The following is a 25,573-nucleotide window of genomic DNA, read 5'->3' as shown; positions in this document are numbered from 1 at the left end:
AACCGGGGGCGCACGGCGGCACGGTCACCGCGATCGACGAGCACGCGAGCGACCTGATCGAGGGCCTGCCGGCGCGGCCGCTGCGCACCGTCGGACCGGTCATCGACATCGCGCGGCCGGAGGACCCGACACCCGCCCCCGCCCCCGGCCCCGAGGAGGAGCTGCGGGCCGTCGCCTCCGATCCGGTCCGCGGCGCGCGCATCGAGCCGCCGGCGGGGGACGCCCGCACGGTCGACCGCTCGCCGCCGCGCACCGCCCCGGAGCCGCGGCGCCCCGTGCCGCCGGCCCAGCGGCAGCCCTCGCCGCCGCGCACCGAGCCGGCCCGCCCGGAGACCACCCGTCCGGAGCGGAGCCGACCCGCAGCCGCCGAGCCGGAGCCGCGGCCGCGGCCCGCGCAGGACGCCCCGACCCCGGCCGCCGCGGAGCCCGCGGGCCGCGCCAAGCCCGACACCGCACCCGCGGCCGAGCCGGAGGTCGCGAAGCCCGCGGCGGAGCCGGCCCGGCCCGAGCGGCGCACCGCGCAACCCGCCCGTCCGGAGAAGGCGCCCGCCGCGAGCGCCGAACCGGCGGCGGAGGCCCCCGCCGAGGAACCCGCTGCTCGGGAACAGCCGGCGTCCCAGCCCGCCGCGACCCCATCCGCTGCACCCAAGCGCACGAAGAAGGGCAAGCCGGTGATGCCGTCCTGGGACGAGGTCCTGCTCGGGGTGCGCGGGCAGCGCTGACCCGCCGGCCGTTGTCGATCGGCGGGGGCGGTCCTCGCCGATCGACAGCGGTGCCCGGCCGGCCCCCTCGACGACCTGTGCCGGCCCTGCGTCCGCGAGGATCGGGGCGGGGGATGTCGAGCTGGTGCGCGCCCACCGGCCGGACGTGGCCGTGCTGGACATCCGGATGCCGCACCTCGACGACGTCGAGGCGGCCGCGGAGCCGGCCCGCACCGGCGCCCCACGCCGGTGCTCGTGCGGACCACGTTCGCCGACGACGCCTCCATCCCGCGCGCCCCCGGCGGCGGGGCCTTCCGGCTTCGTGCTCAAGACCGGCCCGCAGGAGATCATCGCGGGTGTCCGCGCCGTCGCATCGGGTGCGGCGTACCTGTCACCGCTGATCACCCGGCGGGTGCTGGACGGCCTGCCGACGACGCGTCGCGCCCGCGACGCCCACGCGCGGGTCGCCGCGCTGACCGACCGGGAGCCCGAGGTGCTCGGCCTGATCGGGGCCGGCCTGTCGAACGCGGAGTCGCGCGCACGCTGCACGTGGTCGAGGGGACGGTGAAGATCGACGTCAGTACGATCCCGGGCCGCCTCGGCGCCCGCAACCGGTGCAGGCGGCGATCGTCGCGCACGACGCCGGGCTCGTACCACCGGATGCCTGAGCGCCGGCCCGTCGAGGGTGATCAGCCGAGCTGCCCGAGCAGCAGCACCACCCACGCCGCCACGAGGCCGGCCGCGGCGCCGAGCGCGGGCCAGCGCCAGAACCGCACGTGCCGCAGCAGGTGCAGCGACGGGGCGAGCCCCAGCCCGACCAGGATGTTCGCCGGCACCCACAGCAGGCCGAACGCCTCGGCGAACGCGCGGCTCAGCGCGACGTCGCCGAGCGTGACGACCACCGCCGTGAACGCGGAGATGGTCAGGCCGGTGGCCCACGGGGTCGGTTCCGGGTCGGCGCCGCGGCGCGGGATCGGCCCCGTGGAGGGCGCGGGCACGACCTCGACCCGGCCGGTGACGGGGTCGGTGTAGGTGACGGTGCGGCCCAGCGCGTCGGCGAGCCGGGCCGCGAGCTGCCTGCCCCTGCGCTGCAGCAGGTCGCGCTCGGCGGGCCCGCCCGACCCGGCCACGGTGACGGCGAAGGCCGCCCACTCGCGCAGGGCGTCCTCCAGCTCGGCCGGGAGGGGCGGATCGTCCGCCCGGCGCTCGCCCAGCAGGACCCGTCCCCCCGAACCCAGCTGCACGCCGCCAGCCTAGGGCGACCGCCCGCGTGCGGCAGCGCTCGACGAGGACCATTCGGTCAGATCGGCGACAGCACGTGGAACGCGATGGCCGCCGCGGTGGCCACGTTCAGCGAGTCGACGCCCGGCGCCATGGGGATGCGAACCCGCAGGTCGGCGGCGGCGAGCGCCTCCGGGGTCAGGCCGGGCCCCTCGGCGCCGAGGAGCACCGCGACCCGCTGCCCGGCGAGCCCCGCGTCGGCGAGCGGTCGGGCGTCTCGTGCGGGGGTCAGCGCCGCGACCCGCAGCCCCGCGGCGCGGAGGAGATCCAGCGACGCGGGCCACGGGCCGGGCAGCTCGGCGAACGGGACCCGCAGCACGTGCCCCATCGAGACCCGGACGCTGCGCCGGTAGAGCGGGTCGGAGCAGCGCGGCCCGAGCAGCACGGCGTCCACCCCGAGCGCCGCGGCGTTGCGGAACAGCGCCCCGAGGTTCTCGTGGTCGTTCACGCCCTCCAGCACCGCGACGAGCCGGGCGGTGCGCAGCAGCTCCGCGACGTCCGGCGGGGCGGCACGGTCGGCCACCGCCAGCACCCCGCGGTTGAGGTGGAAGCCGACGACCGCGGCCATCGTGTCCGCGTCGGTGGCGTAGGCGGGCACGGGCAGCGGGGCGATGTCGTCGGCCAGCTCGTCGAAGCGCCGCGGCACGCCGAGCAGCGCCCGCACCGGGTACGGGGACTCGATCAGGCGGCGGACGACGACGACCCCTTCGGCGATCACCAGGCCCCGGCCGCCGGGCCGGTCGGGGCGCCGGTCGGCGGTGGTCAGGTCGCGGAAGTCGTCGACCCGGGGATCGGCGGGGTCCGAGACTCGGGTGATGGTCGCCACGGGCCCCATCGTGGCAGGGTGCGCCGGTTGCACCGCAGCGGTCATCCGGTCGGCCGTAGCGAAGGGATCACGACTGGTGCAAAGGTGGACAGCCCGCGCGCGGTGCGGTCGCCGCCGCGGCCGGAACGCCCGCGAGCATCGAGCGGAGCTCCGGGCACGCGCCCGGGGTCGGGAGGCAGCGCACGCATGGGCCAGGACGTCGACAGACGGACGTTCAGCCGACGGGATCGCCAGCGCTACCGGACCAAGGTGCAGCGCTGCATCGACGCTCTCGCAATCTTGCTGCGGGAACACCCGTTCGCGCCCGACGAGCCCATGACCGGGCTCGAGGTCGAGTTGAACCTCGTCGGACACGACCTCGCGCCGTCCCTCGCGGGCGCCGACGTGCTCGACGCGATCGGCTCGTCGCAGTTCCAGTCCGAGCTCGGCCGGTGGAACCTCGAGCTGAACCTGCCACCGCGCCCGCTGCCCGGCGACGAGTGGCGCCACCTGGAGCGCCACCTGCTCGACGAGCTCGCGGTCGCCCGCGCGAAGGCGGTGGACTGCAGCGCGCAGCTCGCCGTGATCGGCATCCTGCCCACCCTGGAACGCCACCACCTCGTCGTCGAGGCGCTCTCCCCGGACCAGCGCTACGCCACGCTCAACGAGCAGATGCTCAACGCGCGCGGGGAGCCGATCCGCCTCGACATCGCCGGGGACGACCCGTCCGGCCGCCACGGGGTGGCGCCGGAGCACCTGCAGGCCGACTTCGACTCGATCGCGCCGGAGGCGGCCTGCACCTCGATGCAGCTGCACCTGCAGGTCCACCCCGACTCGTTCGCCGGGTACTGGAACGCCGCGCAGTGCCTCGCGGGCGTGCAGCTCGCCGTCGGCGCGAACTCGCCGTTCCTGCTCGGCTCCCGGCTGTGGGCGGAGACCCGGATCCCGCTGTTCGAGCAGTCCTGCGACGTGCGCACCCCGGAGCTGCGCAACCAGGGCGTGCGGCCGCGGGTGTGGTTCGGCGAGCGCTGGATCACCTCGATCCTCGACCTGTTCTCCGAGAACGCCCGCTACTTCCCGGCGCTCATGCCGGTGACGCAGGACGGCGACCCGATGGAGGACCTCGAGGCCGGGCGGGTGCCGGGCCTGGACGAGATGCGCCTGCACAACGGCACGATCTGGCGCTGGAACCGCCCGGTCTACGACGTCGCGGACGGGGTGCCGCACGTCCGCGTCGAGAACCGGGTGCTGCCGGCCGGCCCGACCGTCGTGGACATGGTGGCGAACGCGCTGTTCTTCTACGGCCTGCTGCGCACGCTCATCGAGGCGGAGCGGCCGCTGTGGAGCATGATGTCGTTCGAGGCCGCGGAGGAGAACTTCACCACCGCCGCCCGGCACGGCCTCGAGGGCCCGCTGTACTGGCCGGGCAGCGGCTGGATCCGCCCCGACGAGCTGGTGCTGCGCAAGCTCCTGCCCCAGGCCGCCGAGGGGCTCGCCCGCTGGGGCGTCGAGAGCGAGGTCACCGACCGCTTCTTGTCGATCATCGAGCAGCGCTGCGTCACCCGCCGCACCGGCGCGGGCTGGCAGCTCGACATGGTCGCGGCGCTCGAGGAACGCGGCGCCGACCGGTCGACCGCGCTGCACGGCATGCTCGAGCGCTACCTGGAGTGGTCGGCGGCCAACGAGCCCGTGCACACCTGGCCGATCGACTGACCGTTCACGATCGCGAACCGCTGCGGCCGATCCGGCCCGCGGCGGCGGGGCGCGCTCCTACCGTCGGCGGCGTGCTGCGCTCGACCGATGGGGGAACCGTGTCCGCTCCCGCCCGCGCCGGCCGGTGACGGCCGTGGCCCCGTTCCGGCTCTTCGGCCGCGCCCCGGACCCGGCGCCGCCCGAGCAGGCCCCCGACCCGGCCCCCGGTCGGGTCGCACGGCGCCCGCCGGCTCCGCCGCCGGGGTACCCGGCGTGGGGTGCGGCGGCCTGGCCCGCGGGCCCGCCGCCCGCCTGGGTGGGCCCGATCGTCGCCGACCCGCCGACCGACCCGGGCGGCATCCCGGCCGTACCGGTCCCCCGCCCGGTCGCAGGCCGCGGCCCCGCCCCGAGCCCCGACCCGGCCGAGGCCGCGGCGCTCGCCGGCGCGTTCGCGGTCGACTACCTGTCCTGGGACGAGGAGGACCCGGCCCGCCGCGGCCGCGTGCTGAGCGGGTACCTGGCCCTGCCCGGCGGCGACCCGGCCCACCTGGGCTGGGACGGCACGGGGAGGCAACGCGCGGACTTCGCGCTCCCCGGCCGGGTGCGCGCGGACGGCGAGGGGCGGGTCCTGGTCGACGTACGGGTGCGGGTCACGCCGTACCGGGCGGCCGAGGGCGCCCACCGCCGGCCCGGGGCCCGGGACCGGGAGCGGGCGCAGCTGGGGGTCCCCGCGGTGGCGCCCTCGCCGCAGTCCCGGCGGTGGGAGGGCCTGCCCGCCCGGTGGGTTCGGCTGTCCGTGCCGGTGGTGTGGGAGAACGGGCGCCTCGCGGTCGACACGTGGGAGGAGACGATCGGCGCGGAGCCGCCCCAGCGGCCGGACGAGCCGGCCGGCGCCGAGCACGCCCTCGCCGACGACGACCCGCTCGGCGAGCGGCCCGGCGGCGCGCGATGAGCCGCGTGCGCCCTCCCGTCGTCACCGGGGTGACCCGCGGCGCGGGCACCAGCACGCTCGCCGCCGCCCTGCACGCGGTCGACGGCGGTGTGCTGGGCCCCGGCGACGCGGCCGCGGCCGACGTGCTGGTGTGCGGAGCCGACGAGCCGTCGCTGCGGCGGGCGGCGGCGCTCGCCCCGCAGACGGCGGGCCCGCGTCCCGTGCTCGTGCTCACCGGCGCCGCGCGCCCCGCCCGGACGGTGCCCGCGGGCCGGTTCGGGGCGGTGCTGGCGCTGCCCCGGCTGCGCCGCTGGGTCGGCGGCGACGCCCGCGCCGAGGCCGCGGCGGTGCTCGCCTACCCGCCAGAGCGGCTGCCGCCCGACGTGCGGGCCTATGCGGCCGCGCTGCACCGGATCGTGTCGGCGCTGCTGGCGTCGGGGCAGCTGCAGCGGGCCACCCCGCCCGCCGTGGCCGCGAGGGCGCGATCGACCCCGAAACGCCCGTGGGCCCCGGCCTGCTGGCCGGGGCCCACGGGTTTCCCGAACTGACGCGCCGCTCCCACCACGAAGCGACGAGCTGAGGTTAGCCTACCCTCTCCTCACGGCGCAAGGGTCAAGCGAAGATCCCCTGCAGCGGCCCCACGGCGAAGTACCCGACGAAGGCCACGGCAACCACCCACATCAGCCAGTGCACGTCCCGCGCCCGGCCGGTCGCGGCGTTCAGCACGACGTAGGAGACGAACCCGGCCCCGATGCCGTTCGCGATCGAGTAGGTGAACGGCATCACCGCGATCGTCAGGAACGCCGGGAGCGCCACGCGGAAGTCGGTGAGGTCGATCTCGGTGATCTGCCGGACGAGCAGGGCGCCGACGATCACGAGCGCGGGCGCGGCCGCCTCGATGGGCACGATCTCGTACAGCGGCGTGAAGAACATCGCCAGCAGGAACAGCGCGCCGGTGAGCACGCTGGCGAGGCCCGTGCGGGCGCCCTCGGCGATCCCGGCGGCCGACTCGACGAACACCGTGTTCGACGACGAGGACGCGGCCCCGCCCGCCACCGCGCCGGCCGCGTCCACGACCAGCGCGCGCCCGACCCGCGGCAGCTGCCCGTCCTCGGTGAGGAACCCGGCCTGGCGGCCGAGCCCGGTGACCGTGCCCATCGTGTCGAAGAAGTCGGCGAGCACGAGGGTGAAGATCACAAGTACGACCGTGAGCAGGTCGACGTGGGTGAACGCGCCGAACGAGAACGCGCCGACCAGCGAGAGGTCCGGCAGCCCGACGATGCTGTCCGGCACCCCGGGCACCGACAGGTTCCAGCCGTAGGGGTTGGTCCCCTGCGACGGGCCGACCTGGGCGATCGCCTCGACCACGATCGCGACGACCGTCGTGACCGCCACCCCGATCAGGATCCCGCCGCGCACCCCGCGCGCCACGAGGACACCGGTCACGAGCAGGCCGACGACGAACACGAAGGTCGGCCACGTCGCGATCGAGTTGTCGATGCCCAGCCCGACCGGCACCGTGGTGCCCGCAGCGTCCGGGACGCGCCGCACGAACCCGGCGTCCACCAGCCCGATGAACGCGATGAACAACCCGATGCCGACGGCGATCGCGGCCTTGAGCGACGACGGGACGATGTTGAACACCGCGGTGCGGAAACCGGTGGCCGCGAGCACCAGCACCACGAGGCCCTCGACGACGACCAGGCCCATGGCCTCCGGCCAGCTCATCTGGGGCGCGAGCGTGAACGCGACGAACGCGTTGAGCCCGAGGCCGGTGGCGATCGCGAAGGGGTAGTTGACGATCAGCCCGAACAGCAGGGTCATCACGCCGGCCACGAGCGCGGTGACGGCCGCGACCTGCGCCACGGGGAGCACGTTGCCCAGCGCGTCCGGTTTCGCGCCCGGCCCGTCGGCCGAGAAGCTGCCGATGATCAGCGGGTTCAGCACGACGATGTAGGCCATCGTCACGAACGTCACGAGGCCCCCGCGCAGCTCGCGACCGACGGTGGAACCGCGCTCGTTGACGCGGAAGAGGCGTTCGATCACGCGCGCAGGGTAAGGGGCGCCTGTTACGGGCGCACTCCCCGTAGGCTGGTGATGTGATCGAGCCTCCGCCGCTCTCACCCCGGCTCTCCCACCCGGGGCTCGTCGTGGCGGTCGGGAGCGCGCTGTGGCTGGTGGGCGCCGCCGTCCTCCTCGTGGCCGCGCTGGCGGGCCTGCGCCCGCTCGACATCTGGTTCACCACCTGCCTCGCGGGCGCCTTCCTCGGCCCGGTCGGCTACGGGATCTTCGCCTGGCAGCGGGCCGCCGCCCGCCGCGGCTCCCGCACGGCCCAGCTGGGCCTGGACTGACCCCGGCGAGTCGCGCCCTGAGTGTCGGCGAGTCGCACTCTCGGTGCGCGCGAGTCGCGCGCTGAGCACAGGCGAGTCGCGGCCCCAGTGCGCGCGAGTCGCGCTCCGGGTGCGCCGCATAGGGTTTCCCGCATGACCGATCGACCCACCGCCGTCGTCACCGGCGCCAGCTCCGGCATCGGCGCCGCCACCGCCCGCGCACTGGCCAAGGCCGGCTTCCACGTCGTGCTCGGGGCGCGCCGGGTCGACCGCTGCGCGGAGATCGCCGCCGAGATCGACGGCACCGCGATCCGCCTCGACGTCACCGACGCCGAGTCGGTGTCGGCGTTCGCCGCCGCGGTCCCGGAGTGCCGGCTGCTGGTCAACAACGCGGGCGGCGCGAAGGGGCTCGAGCCGGTGGCCGAGGCCGACGAGGAGGCCTGGCGCTGGATGTTCGAGGCCAACGTGATGGGCACGCTGCGCGTCACGAAGGCGCTGCTGCCCGCGCTGCTCGCGTCCGGGGACGGCCACATCGTCACGGTCACCTCGATCGCGGCCGTCGAGATCTACGACAACGGCGCGGGCTACACCGGGGCCAAGCACGCGCAGTCGGTGCTGCACCGCACGCTGCGCGGCGAGCTGCTCGGGCAGCCGGTGCGGCTCACCGAGGTGCTCCCCGGGCTGGTGGAGACCGAGTTCTCCCTCGTCCGGTTCTCCGGCGACGAGGAGCGGGCGGCGGCCGTCTACCGCGGGATCACCCCGCTCACCCCCGACGACGTGGCCGACGTGATCGCGTTCGCCGCCACCCGGCCGTCGAACGTCAACATCGACCAGATCGTCCTCAAGCCCCGGGCCCAGGCGAGCGCCAGCCGCGTCCACCGAAACATCTGATGAGTGGTTGACGGCGAGACGATCACGGACGGAGGATGGCGGCGCTGATCGACAGCGCTTCCCGTTCTCGACGCGCCACCGAGGTCGCCATGTCCGACACGCCGCCGACGCCGTCCGCCCGCTCGTGGGTGCCCCGCGCGCACCCGCTGTCCTGGGCGACCCTCGCCGTCACCACCGGCGCGATCCTGATGACCGCCGTGGACGGCGGCATCCTGCCCGCGGTCCTGCCCGCGATCCAGGACGAGTTCGGCCTGACCAACGAGCAGGCCGGGTTGGTCAACTCGGTCTTCTTCGGCGGCCTGATCGTCGGAGCTCTGCTGTTCGGCTGGCTGTCGGACCGCATCGGCACCGGGTATCGGCGCACCTGGACCTGGAACGTCGCGATGATCATCGGGATCCTCGGCGGCGCCCTCACGTTCGGCTTCGCCGGCAGCTTCGTGGCATTCCTCCTGCTGCGCATCCCGATGGGCATCAGCCGCGGCGGCTCGGAGCCGGTGAACGTCGCGCTGGTGAGCGAGTGGTGGCCGAAGGAGCACCGGGGCTTCGCGGTGGGCGTGCACCACACCGGCTTCCCGCTCGGGCAGTTCGTCACCGGTGCCCTCATCGCCGCGGTGCTCGGCGTGGCGGGCTGGCGCGAGGCGTTCCTGCTCATCCCGCTGCTCGGGCTGCCGATCATCGTCCTGCAGGCGTTCATCGGCACCCGGCGCAAGCAGCAGCTGGTCTACGACTGGATCGACGCCCACGGGTACACGCGCCCGCTGCCCGAGCTGTCCACCCGGCCGAAGGGACTGGGCCTCGCCCCGATCAAGGAGGCCCTCACCAACCCCAACGTCTGCTGGTCGGTCGTGCTGATCTTCCTGTTCCTGTGGGCGGAGGCCGGGGCGGTCACGTTCCTGACCGTGCAGATGACCGAGGCCGGGATGGATCTCGGACTGGCCGCACTGCTGTCGGGCGCCTCGGGCCTCACCGGCTGGATCGGCCAGGTCGTGTGGGGCGCGTGGTCCGACCACGCCGGGCGCAAGTTCGCGATCCGGTTCCTCGTGCTCGGCTGGGCCGCCACCCTGCTGCTGATGATCTTCATCACCAGCCCGACGAGCGCGTGGATCGTGCTGCTCGCCTGGGGCCTGTTCCGCAACGCCCCGTTCCCCGTGGTGTACGCGCTGCTCATCGACTCGGTCCCGCGGGCGGCCGGCACCGCGATGGGGATCATGATCGGGGTGGCGCTCGGCGTGTCCGGCGTGCTCGCGGCCTGGGTGTCCGGCCGGATCATCGACGCGGCCGGCTTCACCGCGCACTACGTCGTCCTCGCCGCGATCTGCCTGCTCGGCTTGCTGCCGCTGGCCTTCATCACCGAGACCGTCACCAAGACCGCCACCGTGGAGGTGCAGAAGTGAGCGACCTGCTCGAGGCCGGCGCCGAGCTGGAGCGGGTGGCCACCGGCTCGATCTGGGCGGAAGGCCCCGTCTGGCTCGCCGCCGACCGCGCCGTGCGCTACAGCGACATCCCCAACAACCGCATCCTGGAGTACTCGGAGGCGACCGGGGAGCTGCGCGTCTACGCCGAGGCCGTCGAGTTCACCAACGGCCGCACCCTCGACCTGGACGGCTCGGTGATCCAGTGCTCGCACGGCAGGCGCCGGGTGGAGCGCGACCGCGGCGGCGTGGTGGAGAACGTCGTCGACCGGTGGGGTTCGGCGCGGCTCAACTCCCCCAACGACGTCGTCGTCAAGAGCGACGGCACGATCTGGTTCAGCGACCCGTCCTACGGGATCCTCAAGCCGACCGAGGGCCACCCGGGCGAGCTCGAGTACGGCGACCACTACGTCTTCCGGTTCGACCCGCGCGACGGGTCGGTCGTCCCCGCGGTCATCGACGTCGAGACCCCCAACGGCCTCGCGTTCTCGCCCGACGAGTCGCTGCTCTACGTCGCCGACTCCGGCGCCTCCCCACCCAGCGGGGAGCGCGACCCGAACCGCCCGGGCGGGCACTCGATCCACGTCTACGACGTCTTCGACGGCAGGCTGTGCAAGAACGGCCGCGAGTTCGTCGAGGTCTCCCCCGGCGTGCCCGACGGCATCCGGGTCGACGAGCACGGCAACGTGTGGACCTCCAGCCACGACTCGGTCCAGGTGTACGACCCCGCGGGCACGCAGCTGCTGCGGATCCCGGTGCCGGAGAAGATCGCGAACCTGTGCTTCGGCGGCGACGACGGCCGCACGGTCTACATCACGGCCAGCACGAGCCTGTACCGCATCCGCACGACGGTCCGCGACGCGGCGGCCGTGCTCCGCTCCCGCTGATCAGGCGGTCTCCTCGGCGGGGCGGTTCTCGCGGGCCGCGTCGGCCGGGCGCTCGCCCGCCGCCGCCTCGTCGATCCGCCGCTCGGAGTCGCGCAGGATCTCCTGCGCCCGGGCGTGGCGGTCCTCCACCCCGTCCTCGGCCCGCTCCTCCTCGGGGAGCGGCACGGCGCGCGTCGAGACCTGGTCGGTCAGCTCCTCGGGTCGCATGCCCCCGCGTACCCGGGGGGCGGGCGCGTCACCCCTGGCTCAGCGCCGAGAGGGACTTCCACTCCTCCCACGACAGCGTCCAGTCCCAGATGTCGCCGTCGCGGGCCGACAGCGCGACGTTGGTGCCGGTGACCTCGACCGGGTCGCCGTAGATCGCCGAGTCGTAGTAGCGCTTGGCGTTCTCCGGCGAGAGGTTGATGCAGCCGTGGCTCACGTTCGCCCTGCCCTGCTGCGCCACCGTGGCCGGCTGGGCGTGCAGGAACTCGCCGTTGTTGCTGATCCGCACGGCCCACTTCATGTTCACGTCGTAGTCGAAGGTCTCGCTCACCATCCGGCGCTCGGGGAACTTCTCGGTGACGACGTGGATGCCGGTGCGGGTGTTGCGCCGCGGATCGGAGTCGAGCCCGAAGCTCGCCGGGAAGTCGAAGACCTCCTCGCCGTCGCGGATCACCTTCACCCGGTGGCTGGCCGCGTCGGCCTTCACGATCTGGGCCCGGCCGATCTCGAAGGAGCTCGTGATGTCCGCCGCACCGTAGCGGCCGTTGCCGTACGGCACCCCGAACAGGTCGGCCGTGACCTTCACCTTCGTGTACGGGGGCCAGTACTCGCGCGGCCGCCAGTCGACCCGGGAGCCGCCGTTCTCGTCGGGCAGCCACCCCCACGAGCCCTCGACCGGCACCGACGTCTCGACCGAGAGCGCCCGCTCCACGGCGGCGCGGTCCTCGACGTGGTCGTTGAACTGGATCCGGATCGGCGCGGCGATCCCGACCGTGCGCCCGTCGCCGATGTTGATGACCCCGCGGACGACCTTCTCGGGCTTCAGCGTGGTGAACGAGCCCTGCAGGGGCACCTTCGCCCCGTCGCGGCCGGTGGCGGTTCCGCTCCAGGTGTAGGTGGTGTCGTAGGCGAGATCGACCGTGGTGCTCCACTCGGTGCGCTCGGCGTTCGGCTCCCCCTCGACCGCCTGGCCGTCCGGGCCGGTCAAGGTGACCTCGTCGAGGGTGCCGTTCTCGACCGTCACCGTGGCCGACGCCCGCGGGTCGACCCCCGTCGCGTTCGGCCCCGGTGAGTACGCGAGGGTGGCCGGCGGCTCCAGGACCGGCGGGACGACGTCCTCGGTCACCCGTCCGGACTCGTCGGCGGTGGCGATCGTCACCGCCCCGAGCGACCCGACCAGCACGACGGCCAGTGCGAGCAGGATCCTGCGCAACTCCCCAGTCCCCCTTGCCAGAAACTCCCGCTGCTAGAGACGCGCCTGTCGGCGGGAGGTTGTCCGGCAGCGGGCCCCAGAGCCAGATTACGCGCGGCTCAGAGGTGGCAGCCGACGAGAACCGGTTCGGGGGACAGCGCGACTCCCCACCGTGACCGCACGCCGTCACGTACCTCGCGGGCGAGCTCGAGGAGATCGGCCGTGGTACCCCGGCCGCGGTTGGTGAGCGCGAGGACGTGCTTCGTCGACAGCGCGACGCGGCCGCCGGGGCCGGGGTGGCCGCGGCGGAAGCCGGCGTGCTCGATGAGCCACGCCGCGGGCACCTTGACCCGCCCCGGGTCGGCCGGGTAGCGGGGCGCGTCGGCCGGCACGTCCTCCTCGGCGACGACGGGGTTGGTGAAGAACGAGCCGGCGCTCCACGTGTCGTGGTCGTCCGGGTCGAGCACCATGCCCTTGCCGCGGCGCAGGTCGAGCACCGCCTCCCGCGCGACCGCGGCGGGCACCCGCGCCCCCGCCTCGACGCCGAGCGCCCGCGCGAGCTCCGGGTACCGGACGGGCGCGCTCTGCCCGTCGCCGGGGAGCGCGAACCGCACCCGCAGGACGACGGCCTCGTCACGCCCCTTGAGCACGCTCGTGCGATAGGCGAGGCCCAGCTCCGCCGCGGGCACGTGGGCGCGGACGGCGCGGGAGCGCCGGTCGTACAGGTCGACGTCGACGAGCAGGTCCGAGACCTCCACCCCGTACGCGCCGACGTTCTGCACGGGCGTGGCGCCGGTGCGCCCCGGGATGCCGGACAGGCACTCCAGGCCACCCAGCCCCTCGGCGACGCAGGCGGCGACCACCTCGTCCCACTCGGTGCCCGCCTCGACCGTGAGCAGCACCGAGCCGTCCGGCCGCCGCTCGAGGGCGTGGCCGGTGTGGGCGACGCGCACGACCGTGCCGGGCCACCCCTCGTCGGCGATCACGACGTTGGAGCCGCCGCCGAGCAGGAGCAGCGGCTCGCCCGCGGCGTCGGCCGCCCGCACCGCGTCCACGACCGCATCGGCCGAGGTCGCCTCGACGAACCGGTGCGCGGGGCCGCCCAACCGCAGCGTCGTGAGCGGGGCGAGGCGCTGTGTCGGCGGCGGGACCACGTCCGGTACGGGCACGAACGCCAACGGTAAGGCAGGGCGCCTGCGGGCGAGCCGGTAGCCTCCGCTCATGCCCCGGCAGATCGACTTCCGGTCCGTCTCCTCGCACTCGGCGGACGAGGTCTACGCCACGATGGTCGACCCCGACTTCCTGCGCGCCCGCCTGGAGCGGATCGGCGGGCCCGGCGCGGCCCTGCTGTCGCACTCGGCCGACCTGGAGGGCGCGCGCTACGTGCTGCGGCTCGGCCTCGACCCGAAGGACCTGCCGTCGGTGGTGCGCAGCGTGCTGTCGGGCAACGTCACGATCGAGCGCGACGAGCGGTGGACCCGCCAGGACCGCGGCCGCTACACGGGCGACGTCGACGTGACGATCCCGGGCGCCCCGGCGTCGGCGAGCGGCGCGATGCGGCTGCGGGACCTCCCCGACGGGGGCAGCGAGCTGAACGTGCGCGCGGACGTGCGGGTCTCGGTGCCGGTCCTCGGCGGCAAGATCGAGGCCGTCGTCGGCGAGCAGGTGCAGCGCCTCCTCGCGGCCGAGACGGCCTTCACGCAGGAGTGGCTGGCTGCGAACGGCCACTAGCGGCGCGAGACCATCGTCTCGTGGACCCGACGGCCGAACACCGCTACGTCATCACGCTGAGCTGCCCCGACACCACGGGGATCGTCGCCCGCATCGCGGGTTTCCTCGCCGACGCGGGCGGATGGATCGTGGAGGCGGGATACCACTCCGACCCCGACACCGGGTGGTTCTTCACCCGCCAGGTGGTGCGCGCGGACTCGCTCCCGTTCGGCGTGGACGAACTGCGGGAGCGCTTCGCCGCGGTGGCCGAGGAGCTGGGCGGGCAGACCACGTGGACGGTCACCGACACCCGCGAGCTGAAGCGCATCGTCGTGCTGGTGAGCGAGGAGGCGCACTGCATGCACGACATCCTCGGCCGCGTCGCCGCCGGGGAGCTGCCGGTGCAGCTGTCGGCCGTGATCGGCAACCACGACCGGCTCGGCCCGATCGTGCGCGCGCACGGCGTGCCGTTCCACCACGTTCCGTTCCCGCCGCCCGGCGGCGACCCGGAGGAGCGGGCCGCCGCGAAGGCGAAGGCGTTCGCCGAGGTGCGCGAGCTGGTGGACCAGCACGACCCGCACGCGGTGGTGCTGGCCCGGTTCATGCAGATCCTGCCGCCGGAGCTGTGCACGGCGTGGGCCGGGCGCGCGATCAACATCCACCACAGCTTCCTGCCGTCGTTCGTCGGCGCGCGGCCCTACCACCAGGCCTACGCCCGCGGCGTGAAGCTGATCGGCGCCACCTGCCACTACGTCACGCCGGACCTCGACGCCGGGCCGATCATCGAGCAGGACGTCATCCGGGTCGACCACGGCGACACCGCCGCCGACATGGTCCGCCGCGGCCGCGACATCGAGCGCCTCGTGCTGGCCAGGGGACTGCGCTGGCACCTGGAGGACCGGGTGCTCGTGCACGGCAACAAGACGGTGGTCTTCCCCTAGGAGGGAGCTTCAGAACCCGCGCAGCCGCCGCGGGCGGATGCGCACGGGCACCGAGTAGATCGAGGCGAAGTCCTCCGCCGTCCGCCACCCCCTGGTGATCCGGTCACCGTACTTGGCCAGGTACGCGGGGTTCTGCGCCGCCGGCGGCTCGTCGGGGGCGATCTCGGCCTCGCCGGTGAGCACCACGATGTCGTCGCCTGCGCCGTCGGCCTGCAGGTGCAGCGAGACCCGCGGGTGGGCACGCAGGTGCCCGAGCCGCTTCGCCGCGCCGTGGCTGTAGACGAGCACCGAGGAGCCGTCCCACAGGAACCAGACCGGCGACGGCTGCGGCGTGCCCGCCCCGTCGACCACCGTGAGCCAGGCGAGGACGTCCTCGCTCAGGCGGCGGGCCGCGCGGGCGCCGAACTCGGTGTCCGGGAATGCGAACGTCACACCGGAGGGAAGTCCGGTGCGATCCCCACCATTCCCGGACGACCGCGGCGGCTCAGGCCGGCCTGATGTTGGCGTTCGAGCGCAGCACGTTCCGCGGGTCGTACACGGTCTTGATCAGCGCGAGCCGCCGGTACTTCGCCCCGTACGACTCGCGGACCCGGTCCTGGTCGAACTCGGTCATCATGTTCACGTACGTGCCGGAGTCGGCGGCGAACGGCCGCAGGCGGTCCCAGGTGGACTGCACCCACCGCCGTTCGGCGTCGAACAGCCGGGGTTCGGGCACGAGGCCGTCGACGACCACCACGTACTTCGCCGAGCGGCGCCCGCCGAACGCGGTCGCCTCGTCGGGGACCTCGGCGAACGCGCCCCCCAGCGGGAACACCATCAGCTGCGACATCTCCGACGGCTTGGCCCGCAGGGCCGCCGCGATCGCGTCGACCGCCCCCTCGGGCAGCTCGTCCAGGTACAGGCCCTTCGTGTAGGCGTGCACGCCCCACGGCGTGCCGTCGTCGAGCATCCGCTGCAGCGCGACGTACGGCAGGGACGTCACGTGCTCGAACAGCGGACGCTCTTGGCGCAGGGGCGCGATCAGGGCCTCGTGCTCCGCCGCGGTGCCGAAACCGACCACGACGAACGCGACCCCTGGCGCGAAGCGCGCCTCCTCCGGGACGAACGGCGCGGATGGTGCGTTCAGGCCGACCACGACCCCGCCGCAGTTGCGGGGGCTGTGTGCGAAGAAGTCCCGCCCGACCCGGATCGCCTGCTCGGCCCGGTCCAGCTCGAAGAAGAACACGCCGAGCTGGACCATCGGACCGACCGGGTGCAGCCGGAACTCGAACTCGGTGACCACCCCGAAGTTGCCGCCGCCGCCGCGGAGCGCCCAGAACAGGTCCGGGTACTCGCGTTCGCTCGCGTGCACCACCCGCCCGTCGACGAGCACGACCTCGGCCGAGACCAGGTTGTCGACGGTCAGCCCGGCCACCGGGCTCAGCCAGCCGAAGCCGCCCCCGAGCGTGAGGCCCGCGACCCCGGTGTGGCTGATGGTGCCGGCGGGCACGGCGAGGCCGTGCTCCTGGCAGGCGGCGTCGAGGTGGGCGAGGGTGGCCCCGCCGCCGCACCGCGCCCGCCGCGCGACCGGGTCGACGACGACCGCGTTCATCGGGCCGAGGTCGATCGTGAGCCCTCCGTCGGCCACGGCTGCGCCACCGACGTTGTGCCCACCGCCCCGGATGGCGATCTCGAAGCCGTGCTCCTGCCCCCACAGCAGCGCCGCGGCGACGTCGTCGGCCGATTCGCAGCGGGCGACGACCGCGGGCGTGCGGTCGACGGCGCCGTTCCAGACGAGGCAGGCCGGGTCGTGGTCGCCCGGCAGCAGCACCTGTCCGTCCATCGCCTCCCGCAGGGCGTCGATCCCGCCGCTCATCGTGTTCGTCATCCGCTCCCCCTGCTCGTGGTTCCGCAGGGAGGAGCAGACGCCGCCGTGCCTGATACAGGCCGCTGTCAGGCGGGTTCGATGTTCGCGTTGCGGTGGAAGACGTTGCCCGGGTCGTACCGGCCCTTGATCCGCGCGAGCCGCTCGTACTTCTCGTCCCCGTACGCGGCGCGGATGCGGTGGTCCTCGTACTCGGCCATCGCGGTGACGTAGGTCGCGGGACCCCGGCTGTGCGGCTGCAGCGCCACGTACGGCATCGGGCCGCCGTGCTCGAACCGCGGGGGCAGCGCGGTACGCATCCGGGCGAGGGCAGCCGCGTGCGCCACGGGGTCGCCGAAGCCCACGATCATCAGGAAGAGGCCCGGCTGGAAGCGGTGCTCCTGCGGGACGAAGGGGGCGGGTGGTGCGGACGTGGCGGCGATGACCACGTTCAGCGACCGCGGGAACGTCGGCACCTCCGCTCCGATCAGCCGCAGCGCGTCACCGGCCTGGTCCGCGCCCCAGAACAGCATCCCGAAGTCGACGATCGGCCCGACGTCGTGGAGCCGGAACTCGAACTCGGTGACCACACCGAAGTCGCCGCCTCGCCGCGGACCGGCCAGAACAGGTCGGGGTGCTCGGTCTCCGAGGCGCGCAGGATCCGCCCGTCGGCCACGAAGATCTCGACCGAGACGAGGTTGTCGATCGCGAGCCCGCCTGCCGGATCAGCCATCCGATCCCGCCGCGGAGGGTGAGGCCGCCGACGCCGGTGTGGCCGATCGCGCCAGCCCGTGCTCCTGGGGGGCGGCGTCGAGGTCATCCGACGGCCGGATGACCGATCCGTCGATCGCCGCGGCGAGCGCTCCCACGGTCTGCGTCATGGTTGCCTCCTCCAGCTCCTCGCACGGGATGGTGGGAGGGACGCACCGGCCCCGGAGATACCGGATCAGGCGGGCTTGATGTTCGCGTTGCGGTGGAAGACGTTGCCCGGGTCGTACCGGCCCTTGATCCGGGCGAGCCGCTCGTACTTGGCGGCGGTGTAGGTCGCGCGGACGCGGTCCTCGTCCTCCGGGTCGGAGAGGAAGTTGATGTAGCCGCCCGCGCCGGGTGCGAGCGGGCGCAGCGCGTCCCACACGGCGCGGACCCACGCCCGGTCCGCGGCGAGCTGTTCGGCGTCGTCGCAGGCCGTCTCGATGTCGACCATGTAGTGGGGGACGCGCAGGCCCCCGTACGCGGTGGCGTCGTCGGTGACCTCGGTGACGGCGCCGTGGAGCACGAACACCGGCATCAGCGTCCGCGGGGACGTCTTGCCCGGCGCGAGCTCGGTCATCACCGCGATCGCGTCGTCGGTCAGCTCGGGCAGGTGCAACGCCTTGGTGTAGCCGTGGGTGCCGAAGCGCTCCTGCTCGTCGAACATCTGCTGCAGGGCCACGTACGGCATGGGCGTGAGGAACTCGACCAGCGGCGGGCACTGCTCGCGGATGGGCTCGACGGCACGGGCCAGCTCCTCCGCCGTGCCGAACCCGGTGATCAGCAGGCCGTGGCCCAGCTTCCCCTGGTGCTCCTGCGGGACGAACGCTTCCTCGGGTGCGGTCATCGCGCCGACGACGAGGAGGCCGCAGTCGGACGGCAGGCTCGGGATCGCGTCCCGGCACGCGCGCAGGCCGGCCGCGCCCCGCTCGAGCTCCCAGAACAGCAGGCCGAACTGCACCTCCGGGCCGACCGGGTGCAGCCGGAACTCGAACTCGGTGACGACGCCGAAGTTCCCGCCTCCGCCGCGCAGGGCCCAGAACAGGTCGGGGTGGTCGGACTCCGACGCCCGCACGATCCGCCCGTCGGCCAGCACGACCTCGGCCGACTCGAGGTTGTCGACCGTGTACCCGTGCCGGTTGGCGAGCCAGCCCATGCCCCCGCCGAGGGTGAGGCCGCCGACGCCGGTGTGGCCGACCAGGCCGCCGGTCACGGCGAGCCCGTGCGCCTGCGTGGCCGCGTCCACGTCGGCCCAGGTCGCACCCCCTCCGACGCGGGCGCGGTAGTGCTGCGGGTCGACCGCGACGCCGTTCATCGCGCCGAGGTGGATCATCAGGCCGTCGTCGCCCGCCGACGCCCCGCTGAAGGAGTGCGCGCCGCCCCGGACGGAGATCTCCAACCCGTTCGCCTGTGCGACGTCGACCGCGGCCGCCACGTCGTCCCGCGACATGCAGCACGCGATCACCGCGGGGCGCCCGTCGGCGTCACCGTTCCACAGGCGACGGGCGTCGTCGTAGCTCCGGTCGTCAGGGGTGATCACCGGCCCGGTCATCCGGCCGCGCAGGGCCTCGGCAGCTTCGCCGGCTGTGTCGGTCATGGCTCGCTCCTCCGTGTCCGCGTCGTCGACGCCGCGGCGGGAAACCGGGGACGTCGCACGGAGGTGGTGCGGGATTAGCCACCGCGGACGGGCGAACGGGTGACGCGGGGTTTCCACCCGATCCGCCCGCCGCCGAACGCACGAACGGCACGTCCGTCCGAGCCAGTCGGACGGACGTGCCGTTTCGTTGGGGGTGTCAGGCCGCAGCGGAGAGCGGCGCGGGTTCCAGCGCCAGCTCGAGCACCTCGGCCACGTCGGACACCGTGTGCACCCGCAGCTCGTCGCGCACCGACTCCGGCACGTCGTCCAGGTCGGGCTCGTTGCGCTTCGGGATGATCACCTCGGTGAGGCCGGCGCGGTGGGCCGCCAGCAGCTTCTGCTTGACGCCGCCGATCGGCAGCACCTTGCCCTGCAGCGTGACCTCACCGGTCATGCCGACGTTCGACTTCACCGGCCGCCCGCTCGCGAGCGAGGCGAGCGCGGTGGTCATCGTGATACCGGCGCTCGGGCCGTCCTTCGGCACCGCGCCCGCCGGCACGTGGACGTGCAGCCTGCGGTTCGCCAGGTCGCCTGCGAGGCCCTTCGACCGCAGGTAGGACAGGGCGATCTGCGCCGACTCCTTCATCACGTCGCCGAGCTGGCCGGTGAGCGTCAGCCCCGGCTCGCCCTCCATCGCAGTGGCCTCGATGAAGAGCACGTCGCCGCCGGTGCCGGTGACCGCGAGCCCGGTGGCGACGCCCGGGACGGACGTCCGCTCCGCCGACTCGGGCGTGAACTTCGGCCGGCCGAGGTAGCCGACGAGCGCGTCGGCGTCGACGTGGATCGGCGGCTCGGCGCCCGAGTCGAGCTTGACCGCGACCTTGCGCAGGACCTTCGCCAGGCCCCGCTCCAGCTGCCGGACCCCCGCCTCGCGCGTGTACTCGGTGGCGATCATCGACAGGGCGACGTCGGTGAACTCGACGTCGGACGGCTCGAGGCCCGCCCGCTCGATCTGGCGCGGCAGCAGGTGGTTGCGCGCGATGGCGACCTTCTCCTGCTCGGTGTAGCCGTCGAGCTGCACCCACTCCATGCGGTCGGCCAGCGGGCCGGGGATGGCCTCGCCGACGTTGGCGGTCGCGAGGAACAGCACGTCGGACAGGTCGAGGTCGACCTCGAGGTAGTGGTCGCGGAAGGTGTGGTTCTGCGCCGGGTCGAGCACCTCGAGCAGCGCCGCGGTCGGGTCGCCGCGGAAGTCGCTGCCGACCTTGTCGATCTCGTCGAGCAGGATGACCGGGTTCATCGACCCGGCCTCGCGGATGGCCCGGACGATCCGGCCGGGCAGCGCACCGACGTACGTGCGGCGGTGGCCCCGGATCTCGGCCTCGTCCCGCACGCCGCCGAGGGCGACCCGCGCGAACTTGCGGCCGAGGGCCCTCGCGACCGACTCGCCGAGCGACGTCTTGCCGACCCCGGGCGGGCCGACCAGCGCCAGCACGGCGCCGGAACCGCGGCCGCCGACCTTCTCCATGCCCTTGCGGTCGCGCCGCGCGCGCACCGCGAGGAACTCGACCAGCCGCTCCTTGACGTCCTCGAGGCCGGCGTGGTCGGCGTCGAGGACGGCGCGCGCGGCTTTCAGGTCGACGGTGTCCTCGGTGCGGACGTTCCACGGCATGTCGAGGATCGTGTCGAGCCACGTACGGATCCAGCCCGCCTCGGGGCTCTGGTCCGACGCGCGCTCCAGCTTGCCGACCTCGACCAGCGCGGCCTTGCGCACGTGCTCGGGGAGGTCGGCGTTCTCGACGCGGGTGCGGTAGTCGTCGGGGTCGTTGCCGTCCGGGTCGAGCTCACCCAGCTCCTTGCGGATCGCGGCGAGCTGCTGGCGCAGCAGGAACTCCCGCTGCTGCTTCTCCATGCCCTCGCGGACGTCCTGGGCGATCTTCTCCGAGACCTCCTGCTCGGCGACGTGCGCCTTCGTCCACTCCACGAGCAGCTCGAGCCGCTTGGTGACGTCGGTTTCGGCGAGCAGCTGCGACTTCTGCTCGAGGTCCAGGTAGGAGGCCCAGCCCGCGGTGTCGGCGAGCTGGCCGGGGTCGGAGATCTGCTGCACCGAGTCGATGACCTGCCAGGCACCGCGCTGCTGCAGGATCCCGATGACGAGGGCCTTGTACTCCTTGGCGAGCTCGGTCATCCGGCCGGTCACGGGCTGGTCGGGCACCGGGGTGGCCTCCACCCAGAGCGCGGCGCCCGGCCCGGTGACCCCGGCGCCGATCTGGGCGCGGCGCTCACCGCGCACCACGGCCGCCCGGTCCCCGCTCGGCAGGCGGCCGACCTGTTCCAGGACGGCGACGGTGCCCACCGCGGGGTACTTGCCGTCGAGGCGCGGGACGACCAGCACCTTGCGATCGACGCTGTTCGCTGCATCGACCGCCGCCTGGATCTCCGGCTCGTCGAGTCGGACCGGTACCACCATGCCGGGCAACAGCACCGAGTCGGCGAGCGGAAGCACCGGCAGCTTCAGCGTCTCTGTCATGCCCTGCCCAACGCTTACACCGTTGTCGGCATTCCAGTGTTCAAGTACTTCCGCTGTGGGTGAACGCAGGAACCCTGAGCCGGTTCGACTCAAGCCCCGTGGGCGGCGAGGTAATCCCCGTGCTGCAGGTCCTCGAGCAGGGTCGGGTGCCGGGGCGACCACCCGAGCAGCTCCCGCGTGCGGGCGCTGGAGGCGGGGCCGTCGTGGCCGAAGACCCGGGCCAGGAACGGGCTCGGGAAGTGGGTGGCGGCCTCGTCCGGGGACAGCGAGGCCGTCGGCAGCCCGAGACCCCGGCCGATCACCTCCGCGACGCTCCTCAGGGTGACGGCCGGCTCCGCCACGCCGTGCAGCACGCTGCCGGCGGGGGCGCCCTCCACAGCGAGGCGGAACAGGGTGGCCGCGTCGAGGCGGTGCACCGCGGGCCACCGGTTCGCACCGTCGCCGACGTAGGCCGATACGCCGGTCTCGCGCGCGGTGGCGACGAGCACGCCGATGAAGCCGTGGTCGCGGGGCCCGTGCACGGTGGGCGCGAGCCGGACGACGCTCGCGCGCACCCCCTGGGCGGCGAACGCGAGGCAGGCCCGCTCACCGGGGATCCGGAAGGGCGCGATCCCCTTCGGGTCCGGCTCGTCGTCCTCGGCGCCCACCCGGCCGGCGGGCAGGACGGCCGTCCCCGAGGTGACGACGAACGGCTTCCCCGAGCCCTGCACCGCGTGGCCGAGGGTTTCGATGGCGGCCACGTCGCGCCGCTCCAGGTCGTCGGGATCGGCGAAGTCGCCGCCGAAAGCCATGTGCAGGACGCCGTCGGCGGCCTCGGCACCCTTCCGCAGGGCGTCCAGGTCGTCCAGCGAGCCGGGGAGGGGCGCTGCGCCGAGCGACTCCAGACGCGCGGCGGCGGCGTCCGAGCGGGCGAGCCCGGTGACGGTGTGGCCCGCGGCGACGAGCTCGGCGACGACGGCTGGGCCGGTCAGACCGGTACCGCCGGTGACGAAGAGGTGCATGGAACGCTCCCGGTGTCAGTGACTGACGCTTCTTAGCGCCAGCCACTGACACTACGCGTTACGCCAGTGACTGGCACAACGTGGCGTCAGTCACTGGCGCAACGAGGTAGCCTCGGGCCGTGCCACGAAGCGGAGCGGAAGCGCGCCGCCGCCTCCGGCAGGCGGCCCTCGAGCTGTACCGGGAGCGCGGGTTCGACCGCACCACCACGGCCGAGATCGCCGCCCGGGCCGGCGTCAACGAGCGCACGTTCTTCCGGCACTTCCCCGACAAGCGCGAGGTGCTCTTCGACGGCGAGGCCGACCTGCGCGCCACGCTGACGCGGGCGGTGGCCGACGCCCCCGCGGACCTGTCGCCGCTCGAGACGCTGCTGTGGACGTTCCGCAAGGCCGCGCCGCTCCTCGAGGAGAACCGGACGTTCTCCGAGCCGCGCCTCGCGGTCATCGCCGCGACCCCCGCGTTGCAGGAACGCGAGCTGGCCAAGCACGCCTCGCTCGTCGAGTCGGTCGCGGAGGCGCTGCGCCGGCGGGGGGTGCCGGAGCGGGTGGCGGTCCTGGCCGCCCGGACCGGGTGGGCGGCCTTCCACCAGGCCACGGAGGCGTGGCTCGAGGACCCGGCGCAAGGCCTGGAGGCCCACCTTCACCAGGCGTTCGACGACCTCTACGCCCTGTCCGGCGGCGCGGGCCGCGGCTAGCGGCCGAGGCCCTCGATCACCTCGGCCCCGGGCAGCCGGGCGGCGAGCTCGCCGGGCAGGGCGAGCTTCGAGCCGCGGATGCCGCTGCCGATCACGACCGCGGGCGCGGCGGCGACCGCCGCGTCGACCAGGAGCGGCCAACCCTCGGGCAGGCCGATGGCGGTGATGCCGCCGTACTCCATGCCGGTGAGGCGCACCGCGTCGTCCATCGGGGCGAAGGAGGCCTTGCGGGCGTTCAGCCGCTTGCGGACCAGCCCGTTGACGTCCGCGCGGGTGGTGGCGAGCACGAGGCAGGCGGCGTAGCGGGTCTCCTGGCCGCGGCGGCCCGCGACGACGACGCAGTTGGCCGAACGGTCGAGCGGCGAGGAGTACGCCTCGCAGAACTGCGCGGTGTCGGCGAGCGCAGGGTCGATCTCCGCGACGCCCACGAGCGCGGCGTCGGCCGCGTCGAGGGCCTTGAGGCCGTGCGCGACCGGCTCACCGAGGAGGTCGGGCCGGTCGAGCGCGGGAACCGCCTGCAACGTGCCGAGCACGGACCAGTCGGTCACCAGCGCTGTCCACCACCTTGCACGCCGACCACGGCCGGCTTGACGTCGACGATGTAGACCAGCACCGCGACGAGCGCGGCCAGCCAGAACAGAGCTCCGCTGCCGAGCGGGCCACCCTGGAAGACGATGAGCACCAGCACGCTGGCCCCGGTGATGCCGAGCCACGCGGGCTTGGTGAGCTTGTCGGCCGCCGTGAAGGCGTCGGCACGCTGCATGAGCGCGTGCACGAACGCGTATCCGCCGACCGGGATGGCGATCAACCAGATGGCCCACAGCACCCAGTCGTCGAGGTCATACAGCAGGCTCACACGCCCAGAGTACGTGTGATCAGGGTCAAGGCACATCCCCGGACCGGCTCAGCGGTCGCCCACGGCGGTCACCGACACGCGCGAACGCCCCCGGGGCACGGGAGCCCGGGGGCGTTCGCGGTGGTAGCGGGCGTCAGCTGCCGGACTTCGAGCCGTTCGCCGAGCCGCCGCGGCGGGCGGTGGGCTTGCTCGCGGTGGTGCCGGTCTGCGCCTTGGGAGCCGTCCGGCTCGCGGCCTTGCGGGCGGTGCTGCGCGTCTCGCGCGCGGCCTCCGTGCCGGCCTCCGAGATGGTCTCGGCGGTCTCGGCGCCCGCCTTCGCCACGGCGTCCGACGTGCGGCCGGTGAACCGCTGCGTGGCCCGGGCGAGCTTCTCGCCGGTCGAGCGCGTCTGCGTGCTGACGGCGGCGAGGGCCTTCTCGGTGGCGTCCCGCGCGTCGTCGACGAGCTCGTCGACCCGCGAGTCGAGCTTGCCCGTGTAGGTCTCGAGCCGCGCGATGGCCTCCTTGACCTCCGGACGCGTGCGGATGCGGGACCAGGTCTGCTCGCCCTGCTTGGCGAAGCCGACGTAGGTCCGCTCGGCCTGCTCCTTGAGCTCGGCGACGGCCTTGCGCAGCTCCTCGCCGTTCAGGTGCTGCGGCAGCTCGGCGACCCGGTGCTGCACGCCCTCGACGGCCTTGGACACGGCGCTGACCGCGCGGTCCCCGGCGCCGAGGACCGCGAGCAGCGGCGTGCGGGCGGCCTCGGCGCGCTCGGCGGCGGCCTTGGCGGCGTTGCGGCGCGCCTTGCGGGCGTCGGCGGTGGTCGGAAGGTCCACTGCCATGATGATCACTCCTTCGTCGGCGGTGAGGAGTCGTTCTCCCGCCTGAATGACTGGTAGATGTCCAGGAGCACCTGCTTCTGGCGCTCGGTCAGGGCCGGATCGGCGAGCACCGCGTCGGTGACGGCGCTCGCGGGCTTCTGCTCGAGGATCCCGGCCTTCACGTACAGGGCCTCCGCGGAGATCCGCAGGGCCTTCGCGATCTGCTGGAGGATCTCGGCGGACGGTTTGCGCAACCCCCGCTCGATCTGGCTGAGGTAGGGGTTGCTGACGCCGGCGGCGCGTGCGAGCTGCCGCAACGACACCTGTGCGCCCTCCCGCTGGCTGCGGATGTAGGCGCCGATGTCGTCGACGGCCTGTCCGACGGCCTGCCCCGCCTGCTCGACCACGTGGCCGACCTGCTCGACCGCGTGCCCGACACGTTCACCGGGGCGTCCGTCGCCCGACCGGGAAGGCTGCTCCGTCGCCGCCACCCGCGCTCACCTCCTGCGTCCCCATCGACGGTACGCACGAGTGCTAGCTCTTGCAAGC

Annotated in this window: 27 protein-coding genes and 1 pseudogene; 12 read left to right on the top strand and 16 right to left on the bottom strand. The window is 74.0% G+C overall.

Going from position 1 to position 25,573, the window contains the following annotated elements; translation table 11 throughout:
* Positions 1-722: pseudogene (locus tag VKZ81_RS17720) on the top strand (hypothetical protein); the annotation flags it as partial.
* 124 nt (positions 723-846) lie between these two features.
* A complete protein-coding gene (locus VKZ81_RS17715) occupies positions 847-1,269 on the top strand; it encodes a response regulator (protein WP_324242688.1) in 423 nt (140 codons plus the stop codon).
* A gap of 121 nt (positions 1,270-1,390) precedes the next feature.
* Here VKZ81_RS17715 and VKZ81_RS17710 read toward each other — a convergent pair whose 3' ends face one another.
* Positions 1,391-1,945 carry a DUF2537 domain-containing protein gene (locus VKZ81_RS17710; protein ID WP_324242687.1) on the bottom strand — a complete coding sequence of 185 codons (555 nt, stop codon included), beginning with the start codon at positions 1,943-1,945 and terminating at the stop codon, positions 1,391-1,393.
* A 56-nt stretch (positions 1,946-2,001) separates the two neighbouring features.
* Positions 2,002-2,808, bottom strand: coding sequence for a TrmH family RNA methyltransferase (locus VKZ81_RS17705; RefSeq protein WP_324242686.1), 807 nt, complete (start codon positions 2,806-2,808; stop codon positions 2,002-2,004).
* Positions 2,809-2,994: 186 nt separating this feature from the next.
* On the opposite strand from VKZ81_RS17705, the gene VKZ81_RS17700 reads away from it, so the two are divergent.
* The 3 genes from VKZ81_RS17700 (at position 2,995) to VKZ81_RS17690 (ending at position 5,958) form a co-directional block, all read left to right on the top strand.
* Positions 2,995-4,500: a glutamate-cysteine ligase family protein gene (locus tag VKZ81_RS17700; protein WP_324242685.1), complete on the top strand. Its 1,506-nt coding sequence runs from the start codon at positions 2,995-2,997 to the stop codon at positions 4,498-4,500.
* 133 nt (positions 4,501-4,633) lie between these two features.
* On the top strand, positions 4,634-5,431 hold the full coding sequence (locus VKZ81_RS17695) for a hypothetical protein (RefSeq protein ID WP_324242684.1): 798 nt from the start codon (positions 4,634-4,636) through the stop codon (positions 5,429-5,431).
* A 5-nt stretch (positions 5,432-5,436) separates the two neighbouring features.
* The gene (locus VKZ81_RS17690) at positions 5,437-5,958 is read left to right on the top strand and encodes a hypothetical protein (RefSeq protein ID WP_324242683.1); all 522 of its coding nucleotides are present in this window, start codon (positions 5,437-5,439) and stop codon (positions 5,956-5,958) included.
* A 64-nt stretch (positions 5,959-6,022) separates the two neighbouring features.
* Here VKZ81_RS17690 and VKZ81_RS17685 read toward each other — a convergent pair whose 3' ends face one another.
* Positions 6,023-7,456 carry an NCS2 family permease gene (locus tag VKZ81_RS17685; protein ID WP_324242682.1) on the bottom strand — a complete coding sequence of 478 codons (1,434 nt, stop codon included), beginning with the start codon at positions 7,454-7,456 and terminating at the stop codon, positions 6,023-6,025.
* A gap of 53 nt (positions 7,457-7,509) precedes the next feature.
* Between VKZ81_RS17685 and VKZ81_RS17680 the strand changes: the two genes are divergently transcribed.
* The 4 genes from VKZ81_RS17680 to VKZ81_RS17665 all read left to right on the top strand — a co-directional run bounded on the left by VKZ81_RS17680 (position 7,510) and on the right by VKZ81_RS17665 (position 10,930).
* A complete protein-coding gene (locus VKZ81_RS17680) occupies positions 7,510-7,761 on the top strand; it encodes a DUF2530 domain-containing protein (protein WP_324242681.1) in 252 nt (83 codons plus the stop codon).
* Positions 7,762-7,893: 132 nt separating this feature from the next.
* Positions 7,894-8,631 carry an SDR family NAD(P)-dependent oxidoreductase gene (locus VKZ81_RS17675; RefSeq protein WP_324242680.1) on the top strand — a complete coding sequence of 246 codons (738 nt, stop codon included), beginning with the start codon at positions 7,894-7,896 and terminating at the stop codon, positions 8,629-8,631.
* Between the two features lie 89 nt (positions 8,632-8,720).
* The gene (locus VKZ81_RS17670; protein WP_324242679.1) at positions 8,721-10,025 is read left to right on the top strand and encodes an MFS transporter; all 1,305 of its coding nucleotides are present in this window, start codon (positions 8,721-8,723) and stop codon (positions 10,023-10,025) included.
* Complete coding sequence (locus VKZ81_RS17665; RefSeq protein WP_324242678.1) at positions 10,022-10,930, top strand: SMP-30/gluconolactonase/LRE family protein; 909 nt, start codon at positions 10,022-10,024, stop codon at positions 10,928-10,930. Before VKZ81_RS17670 ends, VKZ81_RS17665 begins: the two co-directional genes overlap by 4 nt.
* Here the strand turns inward: VKZ81_RS17665 and VKZ81_RS17660 are convergent, their stop codons facing one another.
* The 3 genes from VKZ81_RS17660 to VKZ81_RS17650 all read right to left on the bottom strand — a co-directional run bounded on the left by VKZ81_RS17660 (position 10,931) and on the right by VKZ81_RS17650 (position 13,495).
* The gene (locus VKZ81_RS17660) at positions 10,931-11,137 is read right to left on the bottom strand and encodes a hypothetical protein (RefSeq protein WP_324242677.1); all 207 of its coding nucleotides are present in this window, start codon (positions 11,135-11,137) and stop codon (positions 10,931-10,933) included. It lies immediately after the preceding gene.
* A 28-nt stretch (positions 11,138-11,165) separates the two neighbouring features.
* Positions 11,166-12,347, bottom strand: a complete 1,182-nt coding sequence (locus VKZ81_RS17655) for a L,D-transpeptidase (RefSeq protein WP_324242676.1) — start codon at positions 12,345-12,347, stop codon at positions 11,166-11,168.
* Between the two features lie 98 nt (positions 12,348-12,445).
* Positions 12,446-13,495, bottom strand: a complete 1,050-nt coding sequence (locus tag VKZ81_RS17650) for a UDP-N-acetylmuramate dehydrogenase (RefSeq protein WP_324242675.1) — start codon at positions 13,493-13,495, stop codon at positions 12,446-12,448.
* Between the two features lie 52 nt (positions 13,496-13,547).
* Between VKZ81_RS17650 and VKZ81_RS17645 the strand changes: the two genes are divergently transcribed.
* Both VKZ81_RS17645 and purU read left to right on the top strand, forming a co-directional pair.
* Positions 13,548-14,057: a DUF2505 domain-containing protein gene (locus VKZ81_RS17645; protein ID WP_324242674.1), complete on the top strand. Its 510-nt coding sequence runs from the start codon at positions 13,548-13,550 to the stop codon at positions 14,055-14,057.
* 20 nt (positions 14,058-14,077) lie between these two features.
* On the top strand, positions 14,078-14,977 hold the full coding sequence (gene purU, locus VKZ81_RS17640; RefSeq protein WP_324242673.1) for a formyltetrahydrofolate deformylase: 900 nt from the start codon (positions 14,078-14,080) through the stop codon (positions 14,975-14,977).
* A 9-nt stretch (positions 14,978-14,986) separates the two neighbouring features.
* Here purU and VKZ81_RS17635 read toward each other — a convergent pair whose 3' ends face one another.
* The 6 genes from VKZ81_RS17635 to VKZ81_RS17610 all read right to left on the bottom strand — a co-directional run bounded on the left by VKZ81_RS17635 (position 14,987) and on the right by VKZ81_RS17610 (position 22,677).
* On the bottom strand, positions 14,987-15,409 hold the full coding sequence (locus VKZ81_RS17635; protein WP_324242672.1) for a TIGR03667 family PPOX class F420-dependent oxidoreductase: 423 nt from the start codon (positions 15,407-15,409) through the stop codon (positions 14,987-14,989).
* A gap of 52 nt (positions 15,410-15,461) precedes the next feature.
* A complete protein-coding gene (locus VKZ81_RS17630; protein ID WP_324242671.1) occupies positions 15,462-16,844 on the bottom strand; it encodes an FAD-binding oxidoreductase in 1,383 nt (460 codons plus the stop codon).
* A gap of 65 nt (positions 16,845-16,909) precedes the next feature.
* Entirely contained in the window at positions 16,910-17,410 is a 501-nt protein-coding gene (locus VKZ81_RS17625) for a BBE domain-containing protein (protein ID WP_324242670.1), read from the bottom strand.
* 356 nt (positions 17,411-17,766) lie between these two features.
* Complete coding sequence (locus VKZ81_RS17620; RefSeq protein ID WP_324242669.1) at positions 17,767-19,167, bottom strand: FAD-binding oxidoreductase; 1,401 nt, start codon at positions 19,165-19,167, stop codon at positions 17,767-17,769.
* Positions 19,168-19,363: 196 nt separating this feature from the next.
* Positions 19,364-21,676, bottom strand: a complete 2,313-nt coding sequence (gene lon / locus VKZ81_RS17615) for an endopeptidase La (protein ID WP_324242668.1) — start codon at positions 21,674-21,676, stop codon at positions 19,364-19,366.
* Between the two features lie 89 nt (positions 21,677-21,765).
* Positions 21,766-22,677 carry an SDR family oxidoreductase gene (locus VKZ81_RS17610; RefSeq protein WP_324242667.1) on the bottom strand — a complete coding sequence of 304 codons (912 nt, stop codon included), beginning with the start codon at positions 22,675-22,677 and terminating at the stop codon, positions 21,766-21,768.
* Between the two features lie 119 nt (positions 22,678-22,796).
* Between VKZ81_RS17610 and VKZ81_RS17605 the strand changes: the two genes are divergently transcribed.
* Complete coding sequence (locus VKZ81_RS17605; protein WP_324242666.1) at positions 22,797-23,369, top strand: TetR family transcriptional regulator; 573 nt, start codon at positions 22,797-22,799, stop codon at positions 23,367-23,369.
* Here the strand turns inward: VKZ81_RS17605 and VKZ81_RS17600 are convergent.
* The 4 genes from VKZ81_RS17600 to VKZ81_RS17585 form a co-directional block, all read right to left on the bottom strand.
* Complete coding sequence (locus VKZ81_RS17600; protein ID WP_324242665.1) at positions 23,366-23,917, bottom strand: YbaK/EbsC family protein; 552 nt, start codon at positions 23,915-23,917, stop codon at positions 23,366-23,368. The genes VKZ81_RS17605 and VKZ81_RS17600 overlap by 4 nt on opposite strands.
* Positions 23,914-24,225, bottom strand: coding sequence for a DUF2516 family protein (locus VKZ81_RS17595; protein WP_324242664.1), 312 nt, complete (start codon positions 24,223-24,225; stop codon positions 23,914-23,916). The genes VKZ81_RS17600 and VKZ81_RS17595 overlap by 4 nt, the downstream gene beginning before the upstream one ends.
* Before the next feature lie 133 nt (positions 24,226-24,358).
* A complete protein-coding gene (locus VKZ81_RS17590; RefSeq protein WP_324242663.1) occupies positions 24,359-25,045 on the bottom strand; it encodes a hypothetical protein in 687 nt (228 codons plus the stop codon).
* 5 nt (positions 25,046-25,050) lie between these two features.
* Complete coding sequence (locus VKZ81_RS17585) at positions 25,051-25,431, bottom strand: helix-turn-helix domain-containing protein (protein WP_324242691.1); 381 nt, start codon at positions 25,429-25,431, stop codon at positions 25,051-25,053.
* Positions 25,432-25,573: the final 142 nt, after the last annotated feature.

The sequence above is a fragment of the Pseudonocardia sp. genome, from assembly GCF_035305885.1.
Taxonomy (GTDB): Bacteria; Actinomycetota; Actinomycetes; order Mycobacteriales; family Pseudonocardiaceae; genus Pseudonocardia.
Note: the sequence above shows the minus strand (reverse complement) of the source record. Positions and strands in the feature narration are given on the sequence as shown.